This window comes from Rhizobacter sp. P5_C2 (assembly GCF_054049715.1).
The window spans coordinates 1-20531 of sequence record NZ_JBFULV010000005.1; the positions used below are offsets into that span (position 1 = coordinate 1).

Here is a 20531-nt window from a genome sequence, read left to right on the forward strand (position 1 = left end):
ACCTTATTCGAGGATCTTGGCGAATAAGGTGGAGTCATCGGTCGGCTGGCGTGCTGCTTCGGCATCGCGCGGGCCGGCCACTCTCTCCCTCCATCGATTTCGCGGTCCGCGAGGACCGCATGCTCTTTTCAGGAAACTGCCATGGCCACCAAGCAAAAGATCCGCATTCGCCTGAAGGCGTTTGACTACAAGCTGATCGACCAATCGGCGCTCGAGATCGTCGACACCGCGAAGCGCACCGGCGCGATCGTCAAGGGCCCGGTGCCCCTGCCGACCCGCATGCAGCGTTTCGACATCCTGCGCTCGCCGCACGTCAACAAGACCTCGCGCGACCAGTTCGAGATCCGCACCCATCAACGCCTGATGGACATCGTCGACCCGACCGACAAGACCGTGGACGCGCTGATGAAGCTCGACCTGCCGGCTGGCGTCGACGTCGAGATCAAGCTGCAGTAATCGGGACGCCTGCGAGGAAGTGGTTGCGGCTTTGGCTGCAGCTGGCTAGAATCGCAGGCTTTCCGCAGTAGCCAGCCTTTCGAGGTTGACTACTGAAGAATTAGCCGGCCCTTGCGGGCTGGTTCGGCGCTTGTTCCCAGGAGCAAGACGCCACCAAGTCAGTCCGGCCAATCGATGTCGGGCATGTCAAACAAAGGCTTCCAAGCGCTCCCAGTTGTTGGGGGTGGCGCGGGGGCTGGAGAATATTCATGAGTCTTAGCGAACAAGTCGGTTTGCTGGGCCGCAAGGTGGGCATGATGCGCATCTTCACGGACGACGGCGATGCCGTTCCCGTGACGGTGCTCGATGTGTCGAACAACCGTGTCGTCCAGGTCAAGACCGAAGCCACCGACGGCTACAACGCCATTCAAGTGGCGTTCGGCGCGCGCAAAGCATCGCGCGTCATCAAGCCGGCAGCCGGCCACTTTGCGAAAGCAGGGGTCGAAGCCGGTGTCGTCCTGAAGGAATTCCGCGTCACCGCCGACGTCGTCGCAGGCTTCAAGCCCGGCGCGCAGGTGCCGGTGACGACGTTTGCCGTGGGCCAGCTCGTGGACGTGCAAGGCACCTCCATCGGCAAGGGCTTCACGGGCACCATCAAGCGCCACAACTTCAAGTCGCAGCGCGCGTCGCACGGCAACAGCCGTTCGCACAACGTGCCGGGCTCGATCTCGATGGCGCAGGATCCGGGTCGCGTGTTCCCGGGCAAGAAGATGTCCGGCCAGATGGGCGACGTCACCAAGACCGTCCAGAACCTCGACATCGTCCGCATCGACGAAGCTCGCCAGCTGCTGCTGGTCCGCGGCGCGGTGCCGGGCGCGAAGAACGGCCACGTGGTCGTGCGCCCCGGCGTCAAGGTGAAAGCCAAGAAGGGAGCCCACTGATGCAACTCGAGCTCCTCAACGATCAAGGCCAGGCGACCTCCAAGGTCGACGCACCTGACACCGTGTTCGCCCGTGACTACAACGAAGCCCTGGTCCACCAGGTCGTCGTCGCGTTCCAGGCCAACGCCCGCCAAGGCACGCGCGCCCAGAAGGACCGCGCCGTCGTGAAGCACTCGACGAAGAAGCCGTGGCGCCAAAAGGGAACGGGCCGCGCCCGTGCCGGCATGACCTCGTCGCCGCTGTGGCGCGGAGGCGGCCGGATTTTCCCGAACAGCCCGGACGAGAACTTCACGCACAAGGTCAACAAGAAGATGTACCGCGCCGGTATGGCCGCCATCTTCTCGCAGCTGGCCCGTGAAGGCCGTGTCGCGGTGGTCGATTCGATCACCGTCGACTCGCCGAAGACCAAGCAGCTCGCCGCCAAGTTCAAGGCCATGGGCCTCGACTCGGTGCTGGTGATCGCCGACCAGGTCGACGACAACCTGCTGCTCGCCGCGCGCAACCTCGCCAACGTGATGGTGGTCGAGCCGCGTTACGCCGATCCCCTGTCCCTGGTCTTCTTCAAGAAGATCCTGGTGACCAAGGGTGCGATCGAGCAACTCAAGGAGATGCTGGGATGAGCACGACCAAGCATGACGAGGGCCGCCTGGCCCAGGTGCTGGTGGCGCCGATCGTGAGCGAAAAAGCCACGTCCGCTGCCGAGAAGCACAACCAGGTGCTGTTCAAGGTGCTGCGCGATGCCACCAAGCCCGAGATCAAGGCAGCAGTCGAACTGCTGTTCAAGGTCGAGGTCGAGTCGGTGCAGACCGTCATTCAAAAGGGCAAGGTCAAGCGCTTCGGCCGTTCCATCGGCCGCCGCGACCACGTCAAGAAGGCGTATGTGTCGCTGAAGGCTGGCCAGGAGCTCAACTTCTCCGGGGAGGCCGCGTAATGGCCGTCATCAAAGTCAAACCGACGTCGCCCGGCCGCCGTGCCGTCGTGAAGGTGGTTCACAGCCACCTCTACAAGGGTCGTCCGGAAGCCTCGTTGCTCGAACCGCAAATGCAGAATGCGGGTCGCAACAACAACGGCCACATCACGATGCGCCACAAGGGCGGTGGTCACAAGCACCACTACCGCGTGGTCGACTTCGTGCGCAACAAGGATGGCATTCCGGCGAAGGTCGAGCGCATCGAGTACGACCCGAACCGCACGGCGCACATCGCGCTGGTGTGCTACGCCGACGGCGAGCGCCGCTACATCATCGCCCCGCGTGGCCTCGATGTCGGTGCCACCGTGCTGAGCGGCGCTGAAGCACCGATCAAGGCCGGCAACACGCTGCCGATCCGCAACATCCCGGTGGGCTCGACGGTCCATTGCGTCGAACTGCTGCCGGGCAAGGGTGCCCAGATCGCACGCTCGGCCGGCACCTCGGTGACGCTGCTGGCACGCGAAGGCACCTACGCCCAGCTGCGCCTGCGCTCCGGTGAGGTGCGCCGCATCCACATCGACTGCCGCGCGACGATCGGTGAAGTGTCCAACGAAGAGCACAACCTGCGCCAGTACGGCAAGGCCGGTGCGCGTCGCTGGAAGGGCATCCGTCCGACGGTTCGCGGTGTCGCGATGAACCCGGTGGATCACCCGCACGGTGGTGGTGAAGGTCGTACCGGCGAGGGCCAGGTGCCTGTGTCGCCGTGGAACACGATGACCAAGGGCTACCGCACTCGCAACAACAAGCGCACGCAGACGTTCATCGTCTCGCGTCGCAAGAAGTAAGGGGCTGCCATGACCCGTTCGCTCAAAAAAGGTCCGTTCGTCGACCACCATCTGATGGCCAAGGTCGAGAAGGCCGTTGCCATCAAGGACAAGAAGCCTATCAAGACCTGGTCGCGTCGCTCGACGATCCTCCCGGACTTCATCGGCGTGACGATCGCGGTGCACAACGGCAAGCAGCACGTGCCCGTGTACATCACCGACCAGATGGTCGGCCACAAGCTCGGTGAATTTGCGCTGACCCGCACGTTCAAGGGCCACCCGGCCGACAAGAAGGCCAACAAGAAGTAAGGATGACGACGATGGAAACCCGTTCAATCGTTCGCGGCGTCCGCCTCTCTGCCGACAAGGGCCGGCTGGTGGCCGACCTGATCCGCGGCAAGAAGGTCGACCTGGCGCTGAACATCCTGAGCTTCACGCCCAAGAAGGCCGCCGGCATCATCAAGAAGGCTCTGGAGTCGGCAATCGCCAACGCCGAGCACAACGACGGTGCCGACATCGACGAGCTCAAGGTCAAGACGATCTTCGTCGAGCAAGCCGCCACCCTCAAGCGCTTTTCCGCACGGGCCAAGGGCCGCGGCAACCGCATCAGCAAGCCGACGTGTCACATCTTCGTGACCGTGGGCAACTGAGCGCAGAAGGAAAACCATGGGACAGAAAATCCATCCGACCGGTTTCCGGCTGCCGGTCACCCGCAACTGGGCTTCGCGCTGGTACGCATCGAACGCGAATTTCGCGACGATGCTGGCCGAAGACCTGAGGGTCCGCGACTTCCTGAAGATCCGCCTGAAGAGCGCCGCCGTCTCGCGCATCCTGATCGAGCGCCCCGCCAAGAGCGCCCGCGTCACCATTTTCTCGGCTCGTCCGGGCGTGGTGATCGGCAAGAAGGGCGAGGACATCGAGAAGCTGAAGGCCGAACTGACGCGCCGCATGGGCGTGCCGGTCGCGGTCAACATCGAAGAAGTGCGCAAGCCCGAAATCGATGCACAGCTGATCGCCGACAGCATCACCCAGCAGCTCGAGAAGCGCATCATGTTCCGCCGTGCCATGAAGCGCGCGATGCAGAACGCGATGCGCCTGGGCGCCCAGGGCATCAAGATCATGTCGTCGGGTCGCCTGAACGGCATTGAAATCGCCCGCTGCGAGTGGTACCGCGAAGGCCGCGTGCCGCTTCACACCCTGAAGGCCGACATCGACTATGGCTTCTCCGAAGCCAAGACGACCTACGGCATCATCGGCGTGAAGTGCTGGGTCTACCGTGGCGACCGCCTCGCCAATGGCGAAGTGCCGCAACTGAAGGCCGAGGTGCCTGAAGACGATCGCCGTCCGCGTCGCAACACGCGCCCCGGTGCCCCGGCTGGCCGTGGCCGCCCGGGTGGCGGTGCCGGTGACCGTGGTGGCGATCGCGGTGGAGACCGTGCACCCCGCCAAGGCGGTGCCCCGGTTGAAGGCAGCGACAAGCCGGCCGAGGCGACGGGTGCTCCCGCCACCGACGCGCCGACCAGCGCAGCCAAGCGCGTGCGCAAGGCCCCCGACGCCACCGGCTCGGGCAAGGCCTAAGGAGAACTAGCATGATGCAACCGTCTCGGCGGAAATACCGCAAAGAGCAGAAGGGCCGCAACACCGGCGTCGCCACCCGTGGCGCGAACGTGTCGTTCGGTGATTTCGGCCTGAAGGCCACGGAGCGTGGTCGCCTGACCGCGCGCCAGATCGAGGCCGCACGTCGTGCGATCTCGCGTCACATCAAGCGTGGCGGCCGGATCTTCATCCGCATCTTCCCGGACAAGCCGATCTCGCAAAAGCCTGCCGAAGTCCGCATGGGCAACGGCAAGGGCAATCCGGAGTACTACGTCGCTGAAATCCAGCCCGGCAAGGTGCTCTACGAACTCAACGGTGTGCCCGAAGAGCTGGCCCGCGAAGCGTTCAAGCTGGCTTCGGCCAAGCTGCCGCTGAGCACCACCTTCGTGTCGCGTCAGGTCGGCTCTTGAGGCCTGACTGGAGAAACACATGAAAGCATCTGAACTCCGCACCAAGGACGTCGCCGGCCTTGAAAAGGAAGTGGCTGACCTGCTGAAGGCCCACTTCGGTCTGCGCATGCAGAAGGCGACTCAGCAACTGACCAATCACTCGACGCTGGGCAACACGCGCCGCGACATCGCGCGTGCGAAGACCGTCCTGGCCGAGAAGAAGAGGGCTGCCAAATGAGCACCACGCAAACCACGACCGAAGCGCCGCAGAAGAACACCCGCACGCTGGTGGGTAAGGTCGTCAGCGACAAGCGCGCCAAGACCGTCACCGTGTTGATCGAACGCCGCACCAAGCACGAGCTGTACGGCAAGATCGTCGGGAAGTCGAGCAAGTACCACGCCCATGACGAAAAGGGCGAGTACAAGCTGGGCGACGTGGTCGAGATCGCCGAAGGCCGTCCGATCTCCAAGACCAAGTCTTGGGTGGTCACGCGTCTCGTCGAGAAGGCTCGCGAAGTCTAAGCAAGACAACGGAGCCTGAGGGCTCCGCACAAGACGGTCGGAACGCTGGGATACTGGCGTCCGGCCGTTTTTTCATTTGGAGATCCGCATGCTCAAAGTTGGTGACAAGCTGCCCGCAGGCTCGCTGCAGGAATTCATCGAGGTCGAAGGCAATGGCTGCAGCCTGGGCCCGAACACCTTCGACGTCGAGAAGGAAACTGCCGGAAAGAAGATCGCGATCTTCGCGCTGCCTGGTGCCTTCACGCCGACCTGCTCGGCCCAGCACGTGCCGGGCTACGTGAAGAACGCCGAGGCGCTGAAGGCCGCCGGCGTCGACGAGATCTGGTGCGTGTCGGTCAACGACGCGTTCGTGATGGGCGCCTGGGGCCGCGACCAGCACACCCAGGGCAAGGTGCGGATGATGGCCGATGGCAGCGGCACGTTCACGCAGGCTGCAGGCCTGACGCTGGACCTGGTCGCCCGCGGCATGGGCGTGCGCTCGCAGCGCTACTCGATGCTGGTCGACAACGGTGTCGTCAAGACGCTGAACATCGAGGCACCGGGCAAGTTCGAGGTCAGCAACGCCGAGACGATCCTGGCGCAAGCCAAGGGCTGACGCCCGCGGGCCCTCAGCCCATCCAGCGTTCGGTGGCGCTGTGCACCACCGACGACAGCGGCTCGCCGGTGGCGCGCAGCCCGCGCAGCCACTGCGCATCGTTGCCGTGCCGCAGGCTGTCGCGGATCAGGTTGCTCGCGTCGAGCGAGCGCAGGTCCAGCGCATGCTCGTCGACCCGCGCGAGCGTGCGCACGATGTTGTCGCGCAGCTTCTCGCGTTGCTTGGTCTGCGGGTCGACGATCTCGCCGTCGAGCCCGAAGCGGCAGGCCTGGAAGCGGTTGAAGGTGTAGACGAGGTAATCGTCTTCCGAGGGCTCGAACGGCCGCTCCTCGCGCAGGTAGCGGCAGATCGCCTGCAGGTAGCAGGCGAGCGCCGCGGCCTTGTCGACGTCGAGCGGCGTGTCGCACACGCGCAGCTCGATGGTGCCGAACTCGGGCTTCGGGCGGATGTCCCAGTAGAAGTCCTTCATCGACTGCACGACGCCGGTGCTCGTCATCTTGTCGAAGTACAGCCCGAAGTCGTCCCAGGTGGTCACGAACGGCGCGCGCCCGGACAGCGGGAACGCGAACACCGAGTTCAGGCGCGCCGAATCGAAGCCGGTGTCGACGCCCTGCACGAACGGCGACGACGCGCTCAGCGCGATGAAGTGCGGCACGTAGCGCGACAGCGCATGCAGCAACCACAACGCCGTGTCGCCATCCTCACAGCCCACGTGCACGTGCTGGCCGAACACGGTGAACTGCTTCGCCAGGTAGCCGTACAGCTCGCTGATGTAGTGGAAGCGCTCGGTCGGGAAGATCTGCTGGTCGCTCCAGTGCTGGTACGCATGCGTGCCGCCGCCGGCGATGCCGATGTTCAGCTTGCGGGCCGCTTGCGACAACTGGCCGCGCAGGTCATGCAGCTCGGCGACAAGCCCGCTGTGCTCGCGCTGGATCGAGGTGCCGATCTCGATCATGCTGCGCGTGATCTCGGGCTTCACGTCCCAGGCGCCGGTGTGCTTCGCGAGCACGCGCAGCAGATCCTCGGCTTGCGGTGCCAGGTCGAAGTCGTGCGTGCTGACGAGTTGCAGCTCGAGCTCGACGCCCAGCGTCAGCGGGTCGGAGGTGGTGAATTCGGCGAGTGCCATGTCAGGGGGCCTTCTTGTTCGTGACGGGCGCGCACTCCTGCGCCAGGTCGCGCACGGCGCGCTCGGCCAGCAGCGGGCCGATGAATTGCAGCAGCGTGGTCGAGATCAGCAGCGCCTGCAGCACGCCACCGTTGGCGCCGGGCAGCTGCGACGGCCAGCCGAAGGTGTCGGCGGTGAGCAGCACCGCGAGGCTGCTCATCGGCTGCAGCGCGATGGTCAGCGCGCCGGCCTGGCGCCAACCGAGGCCGCTGGGCCGGGTCAGCACGGCGATCGCGATGCCCTTGCCGATCAGCCGCGCCACGATGATCACGAGCACCCACGGCCACAGCGTCGAGAAGCCGTCCAGCGTGAACAGCATGCCCAGGCAGATGAACAGCATCACGCTGAGCGTGGCGCCGGCCGTGCCGAGCTGCGGCTCGACGGTCAGGCCGTGGGCCATTCGCGAGCGCGCCACCATGCCGGCCACCAGCAGCGCCAGCAACGGCGACAGCCGCCACTGGGCGGCCAGCATCGCCGCGATGATGACCAGCGCGATCTGCAGCACCGGCGCGGTGGTGAGTCCGCGCACCTGCTTCGTGAGTTGCGTCAGCACCCAGCCGGCCGCGACGCCGAGCAGGAAGGAGCCGCTGACCACCAGCAGCGCGCTGGTGATGGCCGGCTCCAGCCCGGGCTCCACGGCGAGGCCACCGCTCGCGGCGAGCACGCCCCAGGCCTTCAGCGCCACCACCGCGAGCACGCTGTTGATGGCCGACATCATCAGCAGGCGCTCGGTGACCTGGCCGCGCGGCCGCATCTGGTGCACCAGCGCCAGCACGATGACCGGCGAGGTCGACATCGCGACCGCGCCGGCCAGCGCGGCCGAGATCGACGGCGCATCGAAGGCCAGCAGCCCGACGTAGACCGCCAGGCCCGACAGCACGCCCTCCAGCACGCAGGTCAGCGCGAGCCACGGGTTGTCGATCAGCCAGCGCGGCCGGATCCGGCTGCCGAGTTCGAACACCAGCACGCCGATGGCCAGGTCGATCAGCGGCTTGACCGGATCGAGGTCGGTGCGCTCCAGCAGCCGCAGCGCCAGCGGGCTGGCCAGCGCGCCGGTCAGCATGTGGCCGCACAGCCGAGGCAGCCGGAAGCGCCGCCTCAGGATCTCGCCCAGCACCACGGCGACGACCATCACGATCGCGAAACCCAGCACCGGGTCGATCCCGCGCAACCTGTCGAGCGTCCAGGAGGCGGTGGCGGCGGAGGGGGCGAACCAGTTCTCGAGCGTGGAGGACAGGGACATCGGCAGGGGCATCGGCAGGCGGCAAGCGAAAGACGCGACGGTCGCCCGGATCGCCGCAAGGATGGTGGAAACTTCGGGGGCCTTGAAGGTAACCGTATCCGACCTCAGGTGCAGCGCCTGCGCGGCGCAAACTTGTGTCAGACAGCGCCTACAAACTCGCCCTCGGACGTTCGCTCTCAACGCACGTCCTCAACCACATTTCAGCTTCAGCAAGACCATGGACAAGCAAACACTTTCCTTCCAGGCCGAGGTCAAGCAGATCCTGCACCTCGTTACGCATTCGCTGTACTCCAACAAGGAGATCTTTCTTCGCGAGCTGGTCTCGAACGCATCAGACGCCTGCGACAAGCTGCGCTTCGAGGCCCTGAACAACGCCGGGCTGTACGAAGACGCGCCGAACCTCGAGGTGCGCATCGCATTCGACAAGGCCGCCAAGACGCTGACGATCACCGACAACGGCATCGGGCTGTCGGCCGACGAGGCGGTGGCCAACCTCGGCACCATCGCGAAGAGCGGCACGCGCGAGTTCATGAGCAAGCTCGAAGGCGACCAGAAGAAAGACGCGCAGCTGATCGGCCAGTTCGGCGTCGGCTTCTACAGCGGCTTCATCGTCGCCGACCGCATCACCGTCGAGTCGCGCCGCGCGGGCGTGCCGGCCGAGCAGGGCGTGCGCTGGAGCTCCGAAGGCAGCGGCGATTTCGAGGTCGAGACGATCACGCGGGCGCAGCGCGGCACCTCGGTGACCCTGCACCTGCGCGACGGCGAAGAAGAGTTCCTCACGGCCTGGAAGCTGCGCTCCATCATCAGCAAGTACTCCGACCACATCTCGCTGCCGATCCTGATGCAGAAAGAGGAGTGGGACGCCGACAAGCAGGAGCAGGTCGTGCAGGAAGAGTGGGCGCCGGTCAACAAGGCTGCGGCACTCTGGACGCGCAGCAAGAGCGACATCACGCCGGAGCAGTACACCGAGTTCTACAAGCAGATCAGCTACGACACCGAGGCGCCGCTCGCGTTCACGCACAACCGCGTCGAAGGCCGCAGCGAATACACGCAGCTGCTGTACGTGCCGGCGAAGGCGCCGTTCGACCTGTGGAACCGCGACAAGCGCGGCGGCGTGAAGCTCTACGTGAAGCGCGTCTTCATCATGGACGACGCCGAGGCGCTGATGCCGGTCTACCTGCGCTTCGTGAAGGGCGTGATCGACAGCGCCGACCTGCCGCTGAACGTCTCGCGCGAGCTGCTGCAGGAAAGCCGCGACGTGAAGGCCATCCGCGAGGGCTCGACCAAGCGCGTGCTGGGCATGCTGGAGTCGCTGGCCGACAGCGAGGACGCGGCCGAGCGTGCGAAGTACGCCGCGTTCTGGAAGGACTTCGGCGCGGTGCTGAAGGAAGGCGTCGGCGAGGACCACGCGAACCAGGAGCGGCTGACCAAGCTGCTGCGCTTCGCGTCGACGCACGCCGATGAAGGCGTCTCGTTCGCCGACTACCTCGGCCGCATGAAGGAAGGCCAGGACACGATCTACTACATCACGGCCGACAACCTGGCCGGCGCCAAGAGCAGCCCCCAGCTCGAGATCTTCCGCAAGAAGGGCATCGAGGTGCTGTTGCTGGTCGACCGCGTCGACGAGTGGCTGCTGAGCCACCTGTACGAGGTCGAGGGCAAGTCGCTGCAGAGCGTCGCGAAGGGCTCGGTCGACCTCGGCAAGCTGCAGGACGAGGCCGAGAAGAAGCAGGCGGAAGAGGTCGCGACCGCGTTCCAGCCGGTGCTCGATCGCCTGAAGGAGGCACTGAAGGACCGCGCGAAGGACGTGCGCGCGACCTCGCGCCTGGTCGATTCGCCGGCCTGCCTGGTCGTCGAGGAGGGCGACATCAGCGGGCACCTCGCGCGGCTGCTGAAGCAGTCCGGCCAGAGCGCGCCGAAGACGAACCCGGTGCTCGAGGTGAACGTCGAACACGCGCTGGTGAAGCGGCTCGAGAACAGCGCGCAGTTCGACGAGCTCGCGAACATCCTGTTCGACCAGGCCGTGCTGGCCGAGGGCGGTCAGCTCGAGGACCCGGCGGCGTACGTGCGCCGTGTCACGGCCTTGCTGACGGCCTGATCGAACTGCTCAGTACGCGGGGCCGCCGAAGGCCGGTGGCTCCCGCAGCGTCGCGATCTGCTCGCGCAGGCGCACCGCCTGATCGGTCCAGTAGACCGGGGCGCCGAACCACGGGAACGCGATCGGGAAGGCCGGGTCGTTCCAGCGCCGCGCGAGCCAGGCGCTGTAGTGGATCATGCGCAGCGTGCGGAAGGCTTCGATCAGGCGCAGCTCGCGCCAGTCGAACTCCATGAAGTCCTCGTAGCCGCTCAGCAGCGCATGCAGCTGGCGGGTCGCGACACTGCGCTCGCCCGACAGCAGCATCCACAGGTCCTGCACGGCCGGCCCGGACAAGGCATCGTCGAGGTCGACGAAATGCGGGCCGGCGTCGGTCCACAACACGTTGCCGGCGTGGCAGTCGCCATGCAGGCGGATCGTTCGCATGGGGCCGACGGCCTCGAAGCAGGCGGCGATCTCGGCCAGCGCATCGCGCGCCGCGCGCTCCCAACCCGGCTTCGCATCGGGCGGGATGATGTCGCCGGCGAGCAGCCAGTCGAGCGGGCCCTGGCCGTAGGTCGCGATGTCGAGCGTGAGGCGGTGCGCGAAAGCCGACTTCGCGCCGACCAGGTGCATGCGACCGACGAAGCGGCCGATCCACTCCATCGTGGCCTCGTCCTCCAGCTCGGGCGCGCGGCCCGAGCGGCGCTCGGTGATCGCGAAGCGGTGCGGGTCGGCGCCGCCGGTGAAGCGGCACAGCGTCGAGGTGATGCCGCTCTGCTCGCTGGTCAGCGACCACGGGTTGACGATGGGGATCTCGGCCTCGGCGAGTTCGTTCGCGAACGCGTGCTCCTCAAGGATCTGCTCGTCGCTCCAGCGGCCAGGGCGATAGAACTTCGCGACCACGACGCGCTTGTCTTCGAGGAACACCTGGAAGACGCGGTTCTCGTAGGAGTTCAGCTGGATCAGCCGGCCGTCGCCGCGCAGGCCGACCGAATCGAGGGCGTCGAGGACGACTTCCGGCGTGAGGCCGGCGTAGGGGGTTTCAATCGGCGAGGCGGATGACATGCCCGCATCGTAAGCGGCAGCCGCACCGCCGCCGCGAATCAATGCCGGGTGCTCGACGCGTAGTGCGGCGGATCGACCACGACGCCGCCGACCTCGTCACCCAGCGTGCTGTCGCCCGGGTTGGTGGTCGCGAACGCCGGGCCCTGGCGCGCGGCGGGCTTGCCGCTGCGGTCGGTGAGCCCGGAAAACTCGCTGCTCGAGAAGGCATCGAGCCGGCTGTCGGGCGAGAAGAACGAATCCTGGAACAGCGTCGAATCGCTCCACAGCGCGGTGCGCTCGGCGCGCTTGGTCGCGACGGTGGTCGACAGCGTGTCGCGCGCCTCGTGCAGCGTGTGGGTCGGCGCGGGTTGCGGTGCGCGCGAGGCGGCGCCGCTGTGCGGGACAAGCAACTGCAGTTCGGCGATCGACGGCAGGTGCTCGGTCGAGCAGCGCAGGTAGCGCACGCGGCAGGCGGCCAGCACCGATTGCTTGATCTGCTGCAGCCGGCGCGAACCGCCGCGTTCGACATCGAGGTCGATGGCGGCGAGCACGCGGCCGTTCGCGCTGCAGACCGCGAAGGTCACATGGTTGGAGCCGAGCAGGTCGAACCAGAAACGGACCTCGGCCGGATCGTTCGGCTGGCAGAAGCGCACCAGCGGCAGTTTCGACAGCACGATGTGGTGCGGCAGCGCCTCGCGCAGCAGGCGGTAGATGCGGCGCTCGTCGGTGCTGAAGACGGGGCGGGCGGTGAGCGCCCACTCGGTCGGCAGCGGCTTGGGTTGCGGCGGCTTGCGACCGCGCCACAGCAGCACGAGGAGCGCGAGGGCCAGCAGCGTGGTGACTGCCAATGCGGCGATCCAGGGCAGGACTTGCATGATCAGGGCACAGACTCGGATTGGTGTCCATCGGACCGGGGCCGAAGGCACCCGTCGAGCGACGAACCGAAAGGCATCCTAGCGGCCGGGCTGCGGGGCCGCATCCCCCACATCGGGGCCGTACAGTTGTGAGAATGGTGTCTGAAAACGCGTTTCTTCGCTCATTCCGACGCGACGCGTCGCGTACCGCTCACGTGGGCCTTCACTTCCGTGACGGTGTCGAGCAGGCTGCCGATGCGCTGTGTATGGCGCTTGAACTGGTAGTTCAGCTCGGCGGCATGGCGCTCGACCAGCTGGCCCATCTGCGACGCGAGGCTGTCGGGCGGCAACTTCAGCCAGGCTTCCGATTCGGAGCCGTCGCGCTCGACCAACGCACCCGCGCGGCGGGCGATCTTCAGCATCGCGGTGTTCTCACTGAGCGCATGGATGAACAGGCGATCGCAGCCGCGGTTGCGCGCCTGCAACACGGCGCGTTCGAAGAGCCGGGCGCCATAGCCTCGGCCGCGCGCATGGCTGGCCACCGAGACGCCGAACTCCGCCATCGCCGCGTCTTCAGGCCGGCTGACCGGCGCGTAGGCGAGATGGGCCAGCGCGATCAACTGGAGGCGCCGATTGAAAATGCCGAACAGCTCGTCGCGCTCGAAATTCAGCGATGCGACGTAGCGCTCGATCTGCGCATCGGTGGCCGGATAGCCAAATCGAAGATAGCGATCACTTTCGTTCAGCGCCAGAAGGTGCGTCGAGATGCGCTCCCGATGGCGCTCGGACATCGACCGGATCGGCACCCAGCTGAAGCGAGATGACTCGGGCGCACCGCCAGGGTTCGACGCCAAGGGCGACGAACGTTCGGGAGAGGTGGCGATGCTGTTCATGGGCGCGTCTTGGTAGAAACCCTAATGTACCAGTTCAGACCTCCTCTTGCGAACGAGGCGAAGCAAGCGAGCCCTCTAGCCAGTTCCGACCGTGATCCGCTACACTAGAGGGCTTTTCCGTCATGGCCCGGAGAGAACCGTGCGAAAACCACGGGATGGCGCGTCCACCAGGCGCACCGCGACGCCATCCTGCCTGAGAGGCTGCCCGAACAAGCAGCACCGATCGCAGCGAAGGAAGTCAGGCCGTAAACCGCTGGTCGCATGTCGCGACCGGCTCATTGAAAGAACCTCATGAAGACCTTCAGCGCCAAGCCGGCCGAAGTGACGCACGAGTGGTTTGTGATTGACGCCACCGACAAGGTGCTCGGACGTGTTGCCAGCGAAGTGGCACTCCGTTTGCGCGGCAAGCACAAGGCCATTTACACGCCTCACGTCGACACCGGAGATTTCATCGTCGTCGTCAACGCAGACAAGATCCGCGTCACGGGCAACAAGGCCACCGACAAGATCTACTACCGTCACTCGGGCCACCCGGGCGGTATCCACGCCACGACCTTCAAGGACATGCAAGCCAAGCACCCCGGCCGCGCGCTGGAAAAGGCTGTCAAGGGCATGCTCCCCAAGGGGCCGTTGGGTTACGCGATGGTCAAGAAGCTGAAGGTGTATGCCGGTGGTTCCCACCCCCACACCGCCCAGCAGCCCAAAGTGCTGGAAATCTAAGGAGCGGTGATGATCGGAAATTGGAACTACGGAACCGGCCGCCGCAAGTCTTCGGTGGCTCGCGTCTTCATCAAGAAGGGCACCGGCCAGATCGTCGTCAACGGCAAGACCGTCGACGAGTATTTCGGTCGCCAGACGTCGATCATGGTGGTCAAGCAGCCTCTGGTGCTGACCGCCAACGACGGCGCGTTCGACGTCAAGGTCAATGTGCACGGCGGTGGCGAGTCGGGCCAAGCCGGTGCGGTGCGCCACGGCATCACCCGCGCGCTGATCGACTACGACGAGACGCTCAAGCCCGCCCTCAAGCACGCTGGCTTCGTGACGCGCGATGCGCGTGAAGTCGAGCGCAAGAAGGTCGGCCTGCACGGTGCTCGCCGCAGGAAGCAGTTCAGCAAGCGCTGATCGACGCTCACGCGTTGCAAGAAGGGGCCGCTTTCGAGCGGCCCTTTTGCTTTTTGGGGTCGCGGTTCCGGCAAGGTTTGGAAACAAGCACGCGGTCGGCCGCTTCTACAATCCCTAGCTCGAACAGGGGCGCCGGGCTCCGCAGCACGAGCCCTTCACTTCCTCTTCTCCTGACCCCATGCGCTGGAAACTGCTTCGTCGTCGCATGTCCATCAGCGCACCGCGCATGATCGTCAGAAGCCACCTGCCGTGGCCGTTGCGCTGGGCGCTCGTGGCCCTGGTGTTCGGCTTCTCCGCGGCGCTGGCGTTGTGGGCCTTCGAGTTCGGCAAGGACATCGCCGGCCTGGACCGCGATGCCAAGGCCGAGCTGGGGCAATTGCGGGTCGAGGTCGCGCAATTGCGCGCCGAACGCGAAGGCGCCCAGTCGATCGCCAACACCGCCGGCAGCCTGCTGCGCACCGAGAAGGTGGCACAGGACAAGCTCGCCCAGCAACTCAAGCAGCTCGAGTCGGAGAACATGGCGTTGAAGGCCGATCTCGGGTTCTTCGAGCGCCTGTTGCCGGCCGGCGCCACCGAGGCCTTGACGGTGCGCGCGCTGCAGGCCGAGGCCAAGGCGCCGGGACAACTTCGTTACCAATTGCTGGTGATGCAGATGGGCAAGTCGGCCCCGGAATTCACCGGTCGCTACGACATCGTGTTGACCGGCCTGCTCGACGGGAAACCCTGGTCGATGTCGATGCCCAACGGGGGCCTGCCGCTCGCCGTGAAGCAGTACCTCCGTCTCGAAGGAATGATCGATCACCCGCTGCAGGCCGTGGTAAAAACCGTGCAGGTCAAGGTCATCGACAGCCGCGGCGCTGTCAGGGCGACGCAGATGCTCAAGCTCTGAAGCCAGCCTCCGAAGAAGCACTGAGCGCACCCGCCGCAAGACCCTGGCAAGAGCCACACAGACGGCACCCCTCGTTGGATCACGTTGGAGCAACCACCATGTTCGGCAAAACCAAGCAGCCTCCCATCCGCACCCTGATCGGCGAGGGCACCGTGATCACCGGCGAATTGCGCTTTGCCGACGGCCTGCGCATCGACGGCGAAGTGCAGGGCGACGTGATCGCCAGCAGCGAGGCCTACAGCATTCTCGTGATCAGCGAGAAAGCCAAGGTGATCGGCAAGGTCAAGGCCGGCCACGTGATCATCAACGGCACCGTGATCGGCCCCGTTCTGTCAGATCAGCTGCTCGAATTGCAGCCCAAGGCCAGCATCGTCGGCGACGTGCGCTACGAATCGCTCGAAATGCACCAGGGCGCCCGGATCGACGGCGAACTTCACCCGCTGAAGGCCGACGAAAAAGCCCCTTTGAAGCTCGCCACCGCGAATTCGGGGCCGGCAATCAATCCCACAACGGCACAAGCGGCGTGAGCCCGACGGATAATCGGTCCGTTCGTCTCCCAAGGAATACCCCATGAGCGCAGTTGCAGAGAACATCCAGAGCCTTGATTCCAGCGAGCCGCCGGTGCCGCTGGTCTTCACCGACAGCGCCGCGAGCAAGGTCAAGGAACTGGTCGATGAAGAAGGCAATCCCGAGCTGAAGCTGCGGGTCTTCGTGCAGGGCGGCGGTTGCTCCGGCTTCCAGTACGGCTTCACCTTCGATGAAATCGTCAACGACGACGACACGCAGATGAGCAAGAACGGCGTCACGCTGCTGATCGACGCGATGAGCCTGCAGTACCTGGCCGGCGCCGAGATCGACTACAAGGACGACCTCGAAGGCGCGCAGTTCGTGATCAAGAACCCGAACGCGACGACGACCTGCGGCTGCGGGTCCAGCTTCTCGGTCTGAGCTTTCGGGCTCCCGCGCAAGGCCGCTTTCGAGCGGCCTTCGTCATTTCTTCATCGTTCATTTCGGATAGAGCGCGCCCAGCACCCGCGGGCCGCGCGCCCCGGTGACCGACACCAGGTTGCCCGGTTCGCGGCGCACATGCGCCCGCGCCAGCCACGCAAACGCGGCGGCCTCGACCTCGCTGGCCGGCAGGCCTCGGTCATCGCTGCGGACCACCTTGCGGCGCGGCAGCAGCGCGGCCAATCGGCCCATCAGCTGATCGTTGAACGCGCCGCCGCCGCACACCACCACCTCCGGCGCCGCAGCGGCATGGCGGTCGACCGAATCGGCGCAGGCCTGGGCCGTCAGCTCGCACAAGGTGGCCTGCACGTCTTCCGGGCGCAGTGCATGGCCGACGCGCGACAGCTGATCGTCCAGCCACTCCGGATTGAACAGGTCGCGACCGGTGCTCTTCGGCGGCGTCAGCGCGAAATACGGATCGGCGCGCATCGGCGTCAGCAGGCTGGCCTCGACGCGCCCCGATGCCGCCCAGGCGCCGCCGGCATCGAAGGGGCGGTGGCAGTGGCGCTGGCACCAGTGGTCCATCAGCGCGTTGCCGGGGCCGCAGTCGAAGCCGACCGTCTGCCCGTCGTGCGCGGACCAGGCGGTCAGGTTGCTGATGCCGCCGATGTTGAGCACCGCACCGGCGCGGTCGACCTGGTTGAACACCGCGCGATGGAAGGCCGGGACCAGCGGCGCGCCTTGGCCGCCGGCGGCGATGTCGCGGCTGCGGAAGTCCGCGACGACGTCGATGCCCACCAGCTCGGCCAGCGCGGCCGGCGCGTTCACCTGCACGGTGTACGGCAGCTCGTCGCCCGGCCGGTGCCGCACCGTCTGCCCGTGCGCGCCGATGGCCCGGATGTCGGCCGCGGCCAGGCCGCTCTGCGCCAGCAGCAGGCTCACAACGCCGCCATAGACCTGCACCAGCGCGTGCCCGGCGTGGGCCGCGCGGTTCAGTTCGTCGTCACCGGCGCGCTGCAAGGCCATGAAGGCCTCGCGCACATGCGCGGCAAAAGGAAGGTGGGCATGCGCCAGCACCTTCATGCGTGTGCCGCTGAAATCGGCGATCACGCCGTCCACGCCGTCCAGCGAGGTGCCGGACATCAACCCGATGTAGCGTTCGGCGAGGGTGTGTTCCATCATCGCGCGATGGTAGCCGCGCGGCGCAGCCTTGCGCGGCCCGCCGGGCTTACTCGGCGTCGCCGGTGTAGCTCGCGAGCGATTCGGCGCCCTTGAGCTGCTGGCGCCAGGTGCCGGTGACCTTCGCCAGCTCCTGCTGCGCCGAGGCGGTCAGCACGATCGCTTCCGAGGTCTTGGCGACCACCAGCGGATCCTGCTGCTGGCCCTTCAGCTTGAACTCGAAGTGCAGGTGCGGCCCGGTCGCCCAGCCGGTCATGCCGACGTTGGCGATGTGCATGCCCTGCTCGACATGCTGGCCGCGCTTCACGTCGATGCGGCTCAGGTGGGCGTAGACCGTCTCGCGGTCGTTGCTGTGGCGAACCTTGACGACGTTGCCGTAGCCGTTCTGCCAGCCGGCGAAATCGACCACGCCGTCGCCGACGCTGCGCACCGAGGTGCCGGTCGGCGCGCCGTAGTCCACGCCCAGGTGGGCGCGCCAGCTCTGCAGGATCGGGTGGAAGCGCATCGAGAAGCCCGAGGTCACGCGCGAGAACTCCAGCGGGCTCGCGAGGAACGCACGGCGCTTGCTCTGGCCGTCGAAGCCGAAGTAGCCGCCCTTGCCGGACGGGTCCTTGAACCACACGGCCGAGTAGCTGCGGCCGTTGTTGACGAACTCGGCGGCCAGCACGCGGCCGGCGGCCTGGTTCCAGGTGATCACTTCGCCATCGGCGGTGAGGGCTTCGTAGACGACGCTGAAGGTGTCGTTCTTGCGCAGCTCGCGGTGGAAGTCGATGTCGGTCGAGAAGATCTCGGCGACCTGCACGGCCACCGGGTCGGGGATGCGCGATTCGTCGGTGGCGGCGAACAGCGAGCTGCGGATCGTGCCGCTGCCCAGCCGCACCTGGGCGGCCAGCGGGGCCAGTTCGACCCGGGCCTCGAAGCGGCCGTCGACGCGCTTCACGCTGAGCCGCGAGAAATGGGTCGACCACTGCGCCGGGTCGGCGGCCGGGAAGCGCGCCACCAGCTCCTCGAGCTGGCCGGATTCACCGCTGCGCACCTGCACCATCTTGCCGGCGCGGCCTTCGAGCAGCAGGCGGGCGGTCTTGTCGGTGCGCAAGAAGGTGGCGGCCGCGACATCGGTCACGTTCACGCGGCGCAGCAGGCTGTCGGCGGTGTCGGCGTTGCGCGTCAGATCGCTGCGGTAGAGCGACAAGTCGTGGCTGGCCAGCACCTCGAGCTGCGACCCGACGTCTTCCGGAGTGACGCTTTCCGTCACCACGCGGCGCGGCAGGTCGGACGCATCGGGGGCCATCGGCGCGATGGCGAAGGCGGTGACGCCGGCGCCCATCAGCAACGCGACCACCATGCCGGCGAGCGTGCGCGGATGGCGGTGGACGAAATGCTGGGTGGTGGTGCCGGCCGAGGCCAGCGCTTGATCGAGAGAATCCAACGAGTTCACTGCTGTGAAGGGCGGTGAAGCCCTGTCTGCAAGCACACCGCCATCGGACGCCGCGCTCTGGTCTGTCTTGCTGCCTGCAGGCGTCCACTAGAATCGCGGTCGCTTGCGGGCCCCTGTGTCTGGAGGGGGCCGGCACCCGGAAGCGGCGCAGTATAGCCACCGACTTCCGCGCCAATGTTTCTGGCGCTAATCCCGGAATACCCCCACAAGTTCGTTCTGCAACCGGCCCCGAAAACCATGTCCGCCCAGCCGCCTTTTCCGATCACCGACCGCACGCGCGAGGCGCTGGCGGTGTCATTGAGGGGCTGTGACGAGCTGTTACCCGAGGCCGAATGGTTGAACAAGCTCGCACGCTCTGAAGCAACCGGCGTGCCACTGCGAATCAAGCTCGGGCTGGACCCGACCGCGCCCGACATCCACATCGGCCACACGGTGGTGCTGAACAAGATGCGCCAGCTGCAGGACCTGGGGCACACGGTGATCTTCCTGATCGGCGACTTCACGTCGATGATCGGCGACCCGTCGGGGCGCAACAGCACCCGCCCGCCGCTGACGCGCGAGCAGATCGAGGCCAACGCGCAGACCTACTACCGGCAGGCCGCGCTGGTGCTGGACGAGAGCCGCACCGAGATCCGCTACAACTCCGAGTGGAGCGATCCGCTGGGCGCGCGCGGCATGATCCAGCTCGCGTCGCGCTACACGGTGGCCCGCATGATGGAGCGCGACGATTTCACGAAGCGCTTCAAGGCCGGCACGCCGATCAGCGTGCACGAGTTCCTGTACCCGCTGATGCAGGGCTACGACTCGGTCGCGCTGAAGAGCGACCTCGAGCTCGGCGGCACCGACCAGAAGTTCAACCTGCTGGTGGGCCGTGCGCTGCAGAGCGAGTACGGCCAGGAGCCGCAGTGCATCCTGACGATGCCGCTGCTCGAGGGGCTGGACGGCGTCGACAAGATGTCGAAGAGCAAGAACAACTACATCGGCATCACCGACGCGCCGAACGACATGTTCGCGAAGATCCTGTCGATCAGCGACACGATGATGTGGAAGTACTTCACGCTGCTGAGCTTCCGCCCCGAGGCGGAGATCGCGGCGCTGAAGGCCGCGGTCGACGGCGGGCGCAACCCGAAGGACGCGAAGGTGCTGCTCGCCAAGGAGATCACCACCCGCTTCCACAGCGCGGCGGCGGCCGAGGCGGCCGAGGCCGACTTCAACAACCGGGCGAAGGGCGGCATCCCCGATGTGATCGACGAGGTCGCGCTGTCGGGCGCGCCGCTGGGCATCACCGCGCTGCTGAAGCAGGCCGGCCTCGCGCCGTCGACCAGCGAGGCGGGGCGGTTGATCGAAGGCGGCGGCGTGCGCGTCGACGGTGACGCGGTCAGCGACAAGGGCTTGAAGTTGAACGCCGGCAGCTACGTCGTGCAGGTCGGCAAGCGCAAGTTCGCGCGCGTCACGCTGGGTTGATCG

26 protein-coding genes are annotated in these 20531 nt (G+C 66.3%); 19 read left to right on the forward strand and 7 right to left on the reverse strand.

The features are described from left to right. Positions 1-141 precede the first annotated feature (141 nt). The 12 genes from rpsJ to ACXJLU_RS02620 all read left to right on the forward strand — a co-directional run bounded on the left by rpsJ (position 142) and on the right by ACXJLU_RS02620 (position 6212). Positions 142-456 (forward strand): 30S ribosomal protein S10, encoded by a 315-nt coding sequence (gene rpsJ / locus ACXJLU_RS02565; RefSeq protein ID WP_047506357.1) that lies wholly within the window; start codon positions 142-144, stop codon positions 454-456. A 248-nt stretch (positions 457-704) separates the two neighbouring features. Then, positions 705-1376 (forward strand): 50S ribosomal protein L3, encoded by a 672-nt coding sequence (rplC, locus tag ACXJLU_RS02570; protein ID WP_073462815.1) that lies wholly within the window; start codon positions 705-707, stop codon positions 1374-1376. Then, the gene (gene rplD, locus ACXJLU_RS02575; RefSeq protein WP_073462817.1) at positions 1376-1996 is read left to right on the forward strand and encodes a 50S ribosomal protein L4; all 621 of its coding nucleotides are present in this window, start codon (positions 1376-1378) and stop codon (positions 1994-1996) included. Before rplC ends, rplD begins: the two co-directional genes overlap by 1 nt. After that, positions 1993-2307, forward strand: a complete 315-nt coding sequence (rplW, locus tag ACXJLU_RS02580) for a 50S ribosomal protein L23 (RefSeq protein WP_047506361.1) — start codon at positions 1993-1995, stop codon at positions 2305-2307. Before rplD ends, rplW begins: the two co-directional genes overlap by 4 nt. Continuing rightward, entirely contained in the window at positions 2307-3131 is an 825-nt protein-coding gene (gene rplB / locus ACXJLU_RS02585; protein ID WP_056809653.1) for a 50S ribosomal protein L2, read from the forward strand. The genes rplW and rplB overlap by 1 nt, the downstream gene beginning before the upstream one ends. Positions 3132-3140: 9 nt before the next feature. Then, on the forward strand, positions 3141-3419 hold the full coding sequence (rpsS, locus tag ACXJLU_RS02590) for a 30S ribosomal protein S19 (protein ID WP_073462818.1): 279 nt from the start codon (positions 3141-3143) through the stop codon (positions 3417-3419). A gap of 11 nt (positions 3420-3430) precedes the next feature. Beyond that, positions 3431-3760 (forward strand): 50S ribosomal protein L22, encoded by a 330-nt coding sequence (gene rplV / locus ACXJLU_RS02595; protein WP_073462820.1) that lies wholly within the window; start codon positions 3431-3433, stop codon positions 3758-3760. 16 nt (positions 3761-3776) lie between these two features. Continuing rightward, positions 3777-4688 carry a 30S ribosomal protein S3 gene (gene rpsC, locus ACXJLU_RS02600; RefSeq protein ID WP_073462822.1) on the forward strand — a complete coding sequence of 304 codons (912 nt, stop codon included), beginning with the start codon at positions 3777-3779 and terminating at the stop codon, positions 4686-4688. A gap of 11 nt (positions 4689-4699) precedes the next feature. After that, entirely contained in the window at positions 4700-5116 is a 417-nt protein-coding gene (gene rplP / locus ACXJLU_RS02605) for a 50S ribosomal protein L16 (protein WP_047506369.1), read from the forward strand. Positions 5117-5135: 19 nt separating this feature from the next. Then, positions 5136-5333, forward strand: coding sequence for a 50S ribosomal protein L29 (gene rpmC / locus ACXJLU_RS02610; protein WP_047506370.1), 198 nt, complete (start codon positions 5136-5138; stop codon positions 5331-5333). Continuing rightward, the gene (rpsQ, locus tag ACXJLU_RS02615) at positions 5330-5617 is read left to right on the forward strand and encodes a 30S ribosomal protein S17 (RefSeq protein WP_073462824.1); all 288 of its coding nucleotides are present in this window, start codon (positions 5330-5332) and stop codon (positions 5615-5617) included. The genes rpmC and rpsQ overlap by 4 nt, the downstream gene beginning before the upstream one ends. Before the next feature lie 88 nt (positions 5618-5705). Next, complete coding sequence (locus ACXJLU_RS02620) at positions 5706-6212, forward strand: peroxiredoxin (protein WP_457328931.1); 507 nt, start codon at positions 5706-5708, stop codon at positions 6210-6212. 13 nt (positions 6213-6225) lie between these two features. Here the strand turns inward: ACXJLU_RS02620 and ACXJLU_RS02625 are convergent, their stop codons facing one another. Next, positions 6226-7338, reverse strand: a complete 1113-nt coding sequence (locus ACXJLU_RS02625; RefSeq protein ID WP_457328932.1) for a YbdK family carboxylate-amine ligase — start codon at positions 7336-7338, stop codon at positions 6226-6228. Between the two features lies 1 nt (position 7339). Continuing rightward, positions 7340-8620: a cation:proton antiporter gene (locus ACXJLU_RS02630; protein ID WP_457328933.1), complete on the reverse strand. Its 1281-nt coding sequence runs from the start codon at positions 8618-8620 to the stop codon at positions 7340-7342. 217 nt (positions 8621-8837) lie between these two features. On the opposite strand from ACXJLU_RS02630, the gene htpG reads away from it, so the two are divergent. Then, entirely contained in the window at positions 8838-10718 is a 1881-nt protein-coding gene (htpG, locus tag ACXJLU_RS02635) for a molecular chaperone HtpG (RefSeq protein ID WP_457328934.1), read from the forward strand. Between the two features lie 9 nt (positions 10719-10727). Here htpG and ACXJLU_RS02640 read toward each other — a convergent pair whose 3' ends face one another. From ACXJLU_RS02640 to ACXJLU_RS02650, 3 genes are all read right to left on the reverse strand, one after another. Beyond that, positions 10728-11762, reverse strand: coding sequence for a serine/threonine protein kinase (locus tag ACXJLU_RS02640; protein WP_457328935.1), 1035 nt, complete (start codon positions 11760-11762; stop codon positions 10728-10730). Positions 11763-11800: 38 nt separating this feature from the next. Beyond that, positions 11801-12616, reverse strand: a complete 816-nt coding sequence (locus ACXJLU_RS02645) for a DUF2726 domain-containing protein (RefSeq protein ID WP_073462835.1) — start codon at positions 12614-12616, stop codon at positions 11801-11803. 161 nt (positions 12617-12777) lie between these two features. Further along, positions 12778-13488, reverse strand: coding sequence for a GNAT family N-acetyltransferase (locus ACXJLU_RS02650; protein ID WP_457328936.1), 711 nt, complete (start codon positions 13486-13488; stop codon positions 12778-12780). Between the two features lie 291 nt (positions 13489-13779). Here ACXJLU_RS02650 and rplM point away from each other — a divergent pair, with 291 nt between their 5' ends. From rplM to erpA, 5 genes are all read left to right on the forward strand, one after another. Continuing rightward, entirely contained in the window at positions 13780-14208 is a 429-nt protein-coding gene (gene rplM / locus ACXJLU_RS02655) for a 50S ribosomal protein L13 (protein WP_073462839.1), read from the forward strand. A gap of 9 nt (positions 14209-14217) precedes the next feature. Continuing rightward, positions 14218-14610 (forward strand): 30S ribosomal protein S9, encoded by a 393-nt coding sequence (gene rpsI / locus ACXJLU_RS02660; RefSeq protein ID WP_457328937.1) that lies wholly within the window; start codon positions 14218-14220, stop codon positions 14608-14610. 178 nt (positions 14611-14788) lie between these two features. Then, positions 14789-15499 carry a DUF6776 family protein gene (locus ACXJLU_RS02665; protein WP_457328938.1) on the forward strand — a complete coding sequence of 237 codons (711 nt, stop codon included), beginning with the start codon at positions 14789-14791 and terminating at the stop codon, positions 15497-15499. Positions 15500-15597: 98 nt separating this feature from the next. Next, entirely contained in the window at positions 15598-16026 is a 429-nt protein-coding gene (locus tag ACXJLU_RS02670) for a bactofilin family protein (protein WP_073462843.1), read from the forward strand. Between the two features lie 43 nt (positions 16027-16069). After that, entirely contained in the window at positions 16070-16447 is a 378-nt protein-coding gene (gene erpA, locus ACXJLU_RS02675; protein ID WP_073462845.1) for an iron-sulfur cluster insertion protein ErpA, read from the forward strand. Positions 16448-16504: 57 nt separating this feature from the next. Here erpA and ACXJLU_RS02680 read toward each other — a convergent pair whose 3' ends face one another. Both ACXJLU_RS02680 and ACXJLU_RS02685 read right to left on the reverse strand, forming a co-directional pair. Continuing rightward, a complete protein-coding gene (locus ACXJLU_RS02680; protein ID WP_457329031.1) occupies positions 16505-17626 on the reverse strand; it encodes an anhydro-N-acetylmuramic acid kinase in 1122 nt (373 codons plus the stop codon). A gap of 49 nt (positions 17627-17675) precedes the next feature. Next, positions 17676-19055: a M23 family metallopeptidase gene (locus ACXJLU_RS02685; protein ID WP_457328939.1), complete on the reverse strand. Its 1380-nt coding sequence runs from the start codon at positions 19053-19055 to the stop codon at positions 17676-17678. A gap of 246 nt (positions 19056-19301) precedes the next feature. On the opposite strand from ACXJLU_RS02685, the gene tyrS reads away from it, so the two are divergent. Further along, positions 19302-20528 (forward strand): tyrosine--tRNA ligase, encoded by a 1227-nt coding sequence (tyrS, locus tag ACXJLU_RS02690; protein WP_457328940.1) that lies wholly within the window; start codon positions 19302-19304, stop codon positions 20526-20528. Positions 20529-20531 lie beyond the last annotated feature (3 nt).

Excerpts from the sequence above, each read along its gene's own strand:
- htpG (WP_457328934.1), top strand. The coding sequence starts at position 8,838 with ATGGACAAGCAAACACTTTCCTTCCAGGCCGAGGTCAAGCAGATCCTG.
- erpA (WP_073462845.1), top strand. The coding sequence starts at position 16,070 with ATGAGCGCAGTTGCAGAGAACATCCAGAGCCTTGATTCCAGCGAGCCG.
- rplV (WP_073462820.1), top strand. The coding sequence starts at position 3,431 with ATGGAAACCCGTTCAATCGTTCGCGGCGTCCGCCTCTCTGCCGACAAG.
- rplM (WP_073462839.1), top strand. The coding sequence starts at position 13,780 with ATGAAGACCTTCAGCGCCAAGCCGGCCGAAGTGACGCACGAGTGGTTT.
- rpsQ (WP_073462824.1), top strand. The coding sequence starts at position 5,330 with ATGAGCACCACGCAAACCACGACCGAAGCGCCGCAGAAGAACACCCGC.
- rpsS (WP_073462818.1), top strand. The coding sequence starts at position 3,141 with ATGACCCGTTCGCTCAAAAAAGGTCCGTTCGTCGACCACCATCTGATG.
- ACXJLU_RS02620 (WP_457328931.1), top strand. The coding sequence starts at position 5,706 with ATGCTCAAAGTTGGTGACAAGCTGCCCGCAGGCTCGCTGCAGGAATTC.
- rplW (WP_047506361.1), top strand. The coding sequence starts at position 1,993 with ATGAGCACGACCAAGCATGACGAGGGCCGCCTGGCCCAGGTGCTGGTG.
- rplD (WP_073462817.1), top strand. The coding sequence starts at position 1,376 with ATGCAACTCGAGCTCCTCAACGATCAAGGCCAGGCGACCTCCAAGGTC.
- ACXJLU_RS02630 (WP_457328933.1), bottom strand. The coding sequence starts at position 8,620 with ATGTCCCTGTCCTCCACGCTCGAGAACTGGTTCGCCCCCTCCGCCGCC.
- rpsI (WP_457328937.1), top strand. The coding sequence starts at position 14,218 with ATGATCGGAAATTGGAACTACGGAACCGGCCGCCGCAAGTCTTCGGTG.
- tyrS (WP_457328940.1), top strand. The coding sequence starts at position 19,302 with ATGTCCGCCCAGCCGCCTTTTCCGATCACCGACCGCACGCGCGAGGCG.
- rplC (WP_073462815.1), top strand. The coding sequence starts at position 705 with ATGAGTCTTAGCGAACAAGTCGGTTTGCTGGGCCGCAAGGTGGGCATG.
- ACXJLU_RS02640 (WP_457328935.1), bottom strand. The coding sequence starts at position 11,762 with ATGTCATCCGCCTCGCCGATTGAAACCCCCTACGCCGGCCTCACGCCG.
- rpmC (WP_047506370.1), top strand. The coding sequence starts at position 5,136 with ATGAAAGCATCTGAACTCCGCACCAAGGACGTCGCCGGCCTTGAAAAG.
- ACXJLU_RS02670 (WP_073462843.1), top strand. The coding sequence starts at position 15,598 with ATGTTCGGCAAAACCAAGCAGCCTCCCATCCGCACCCTGATCGGCGAG.
- ACXJLU_RS02680 (WP_457329031.1), bottom strand. The coding sequence starts at position 17,626 with ATGGAACACACCCTCGCCGAACGCTACATCGGGTTGATGTCCGGCACC.
- ACXJLU_RS02625 (WP_457328932.1), bottom strand. The coding sequence starts at position 7,338 with ATGGCACTCGCCGAATTCACCACCTCCGACCCGCTGACGCTGGGCGTC.
- rpsJ (WP_047506357.1), top strand. The coding sequence starts at position 142 with ATGGCCACCAAGCAAAAGATCCGCATTCGCCTGAAGGCGTTTGACTAC.
- ACXJLU_RS02645 (WP_073462835.1), bottom strand. The coding sequence starts at position 12,616 with ATGCAAGTCCTGCCCTGGATCGCCGCATTGGCAGTCACCACGCTGCTG.
- rplP (WP_047506369.1), top strand. The coding sequence starts at position 4,700 with ATGATGCAACCGTCTCGGCGGAAATACCGCAAAGAGCAGAAGGGCCGC.
- rpsC (WP_073462822.1), top strand. The coding sequence starts at position 3,777 with ATGGGACAGAAAATCCATCCGACCGGTTTCCGGCTGCCGGTCACCCGC.
- rplB (WP_056809653.1), top strand. The coding sequence starts at position 2,307 with ATGGCCGTCATCAAAGTCAAACCGACGTCGCCCGGCCGCCGTGCCGTC.
- ACXJLU_RS02665 (WP_457328938.1), top strand. The coding sequence starts at position 14,789 with ATGCGCTGGAAACTGCTTCGTCGTCGCATGTCCATCAGCGCACCGCGC.
- ACXJLU_RS02650 (WP_457328936.1), bottom strand. The coding sequence starts at position 13,488 with ATGAACAGCATCGCCACCTCTCCCGAACGTTCGTCGCCCTTGGCGTCG.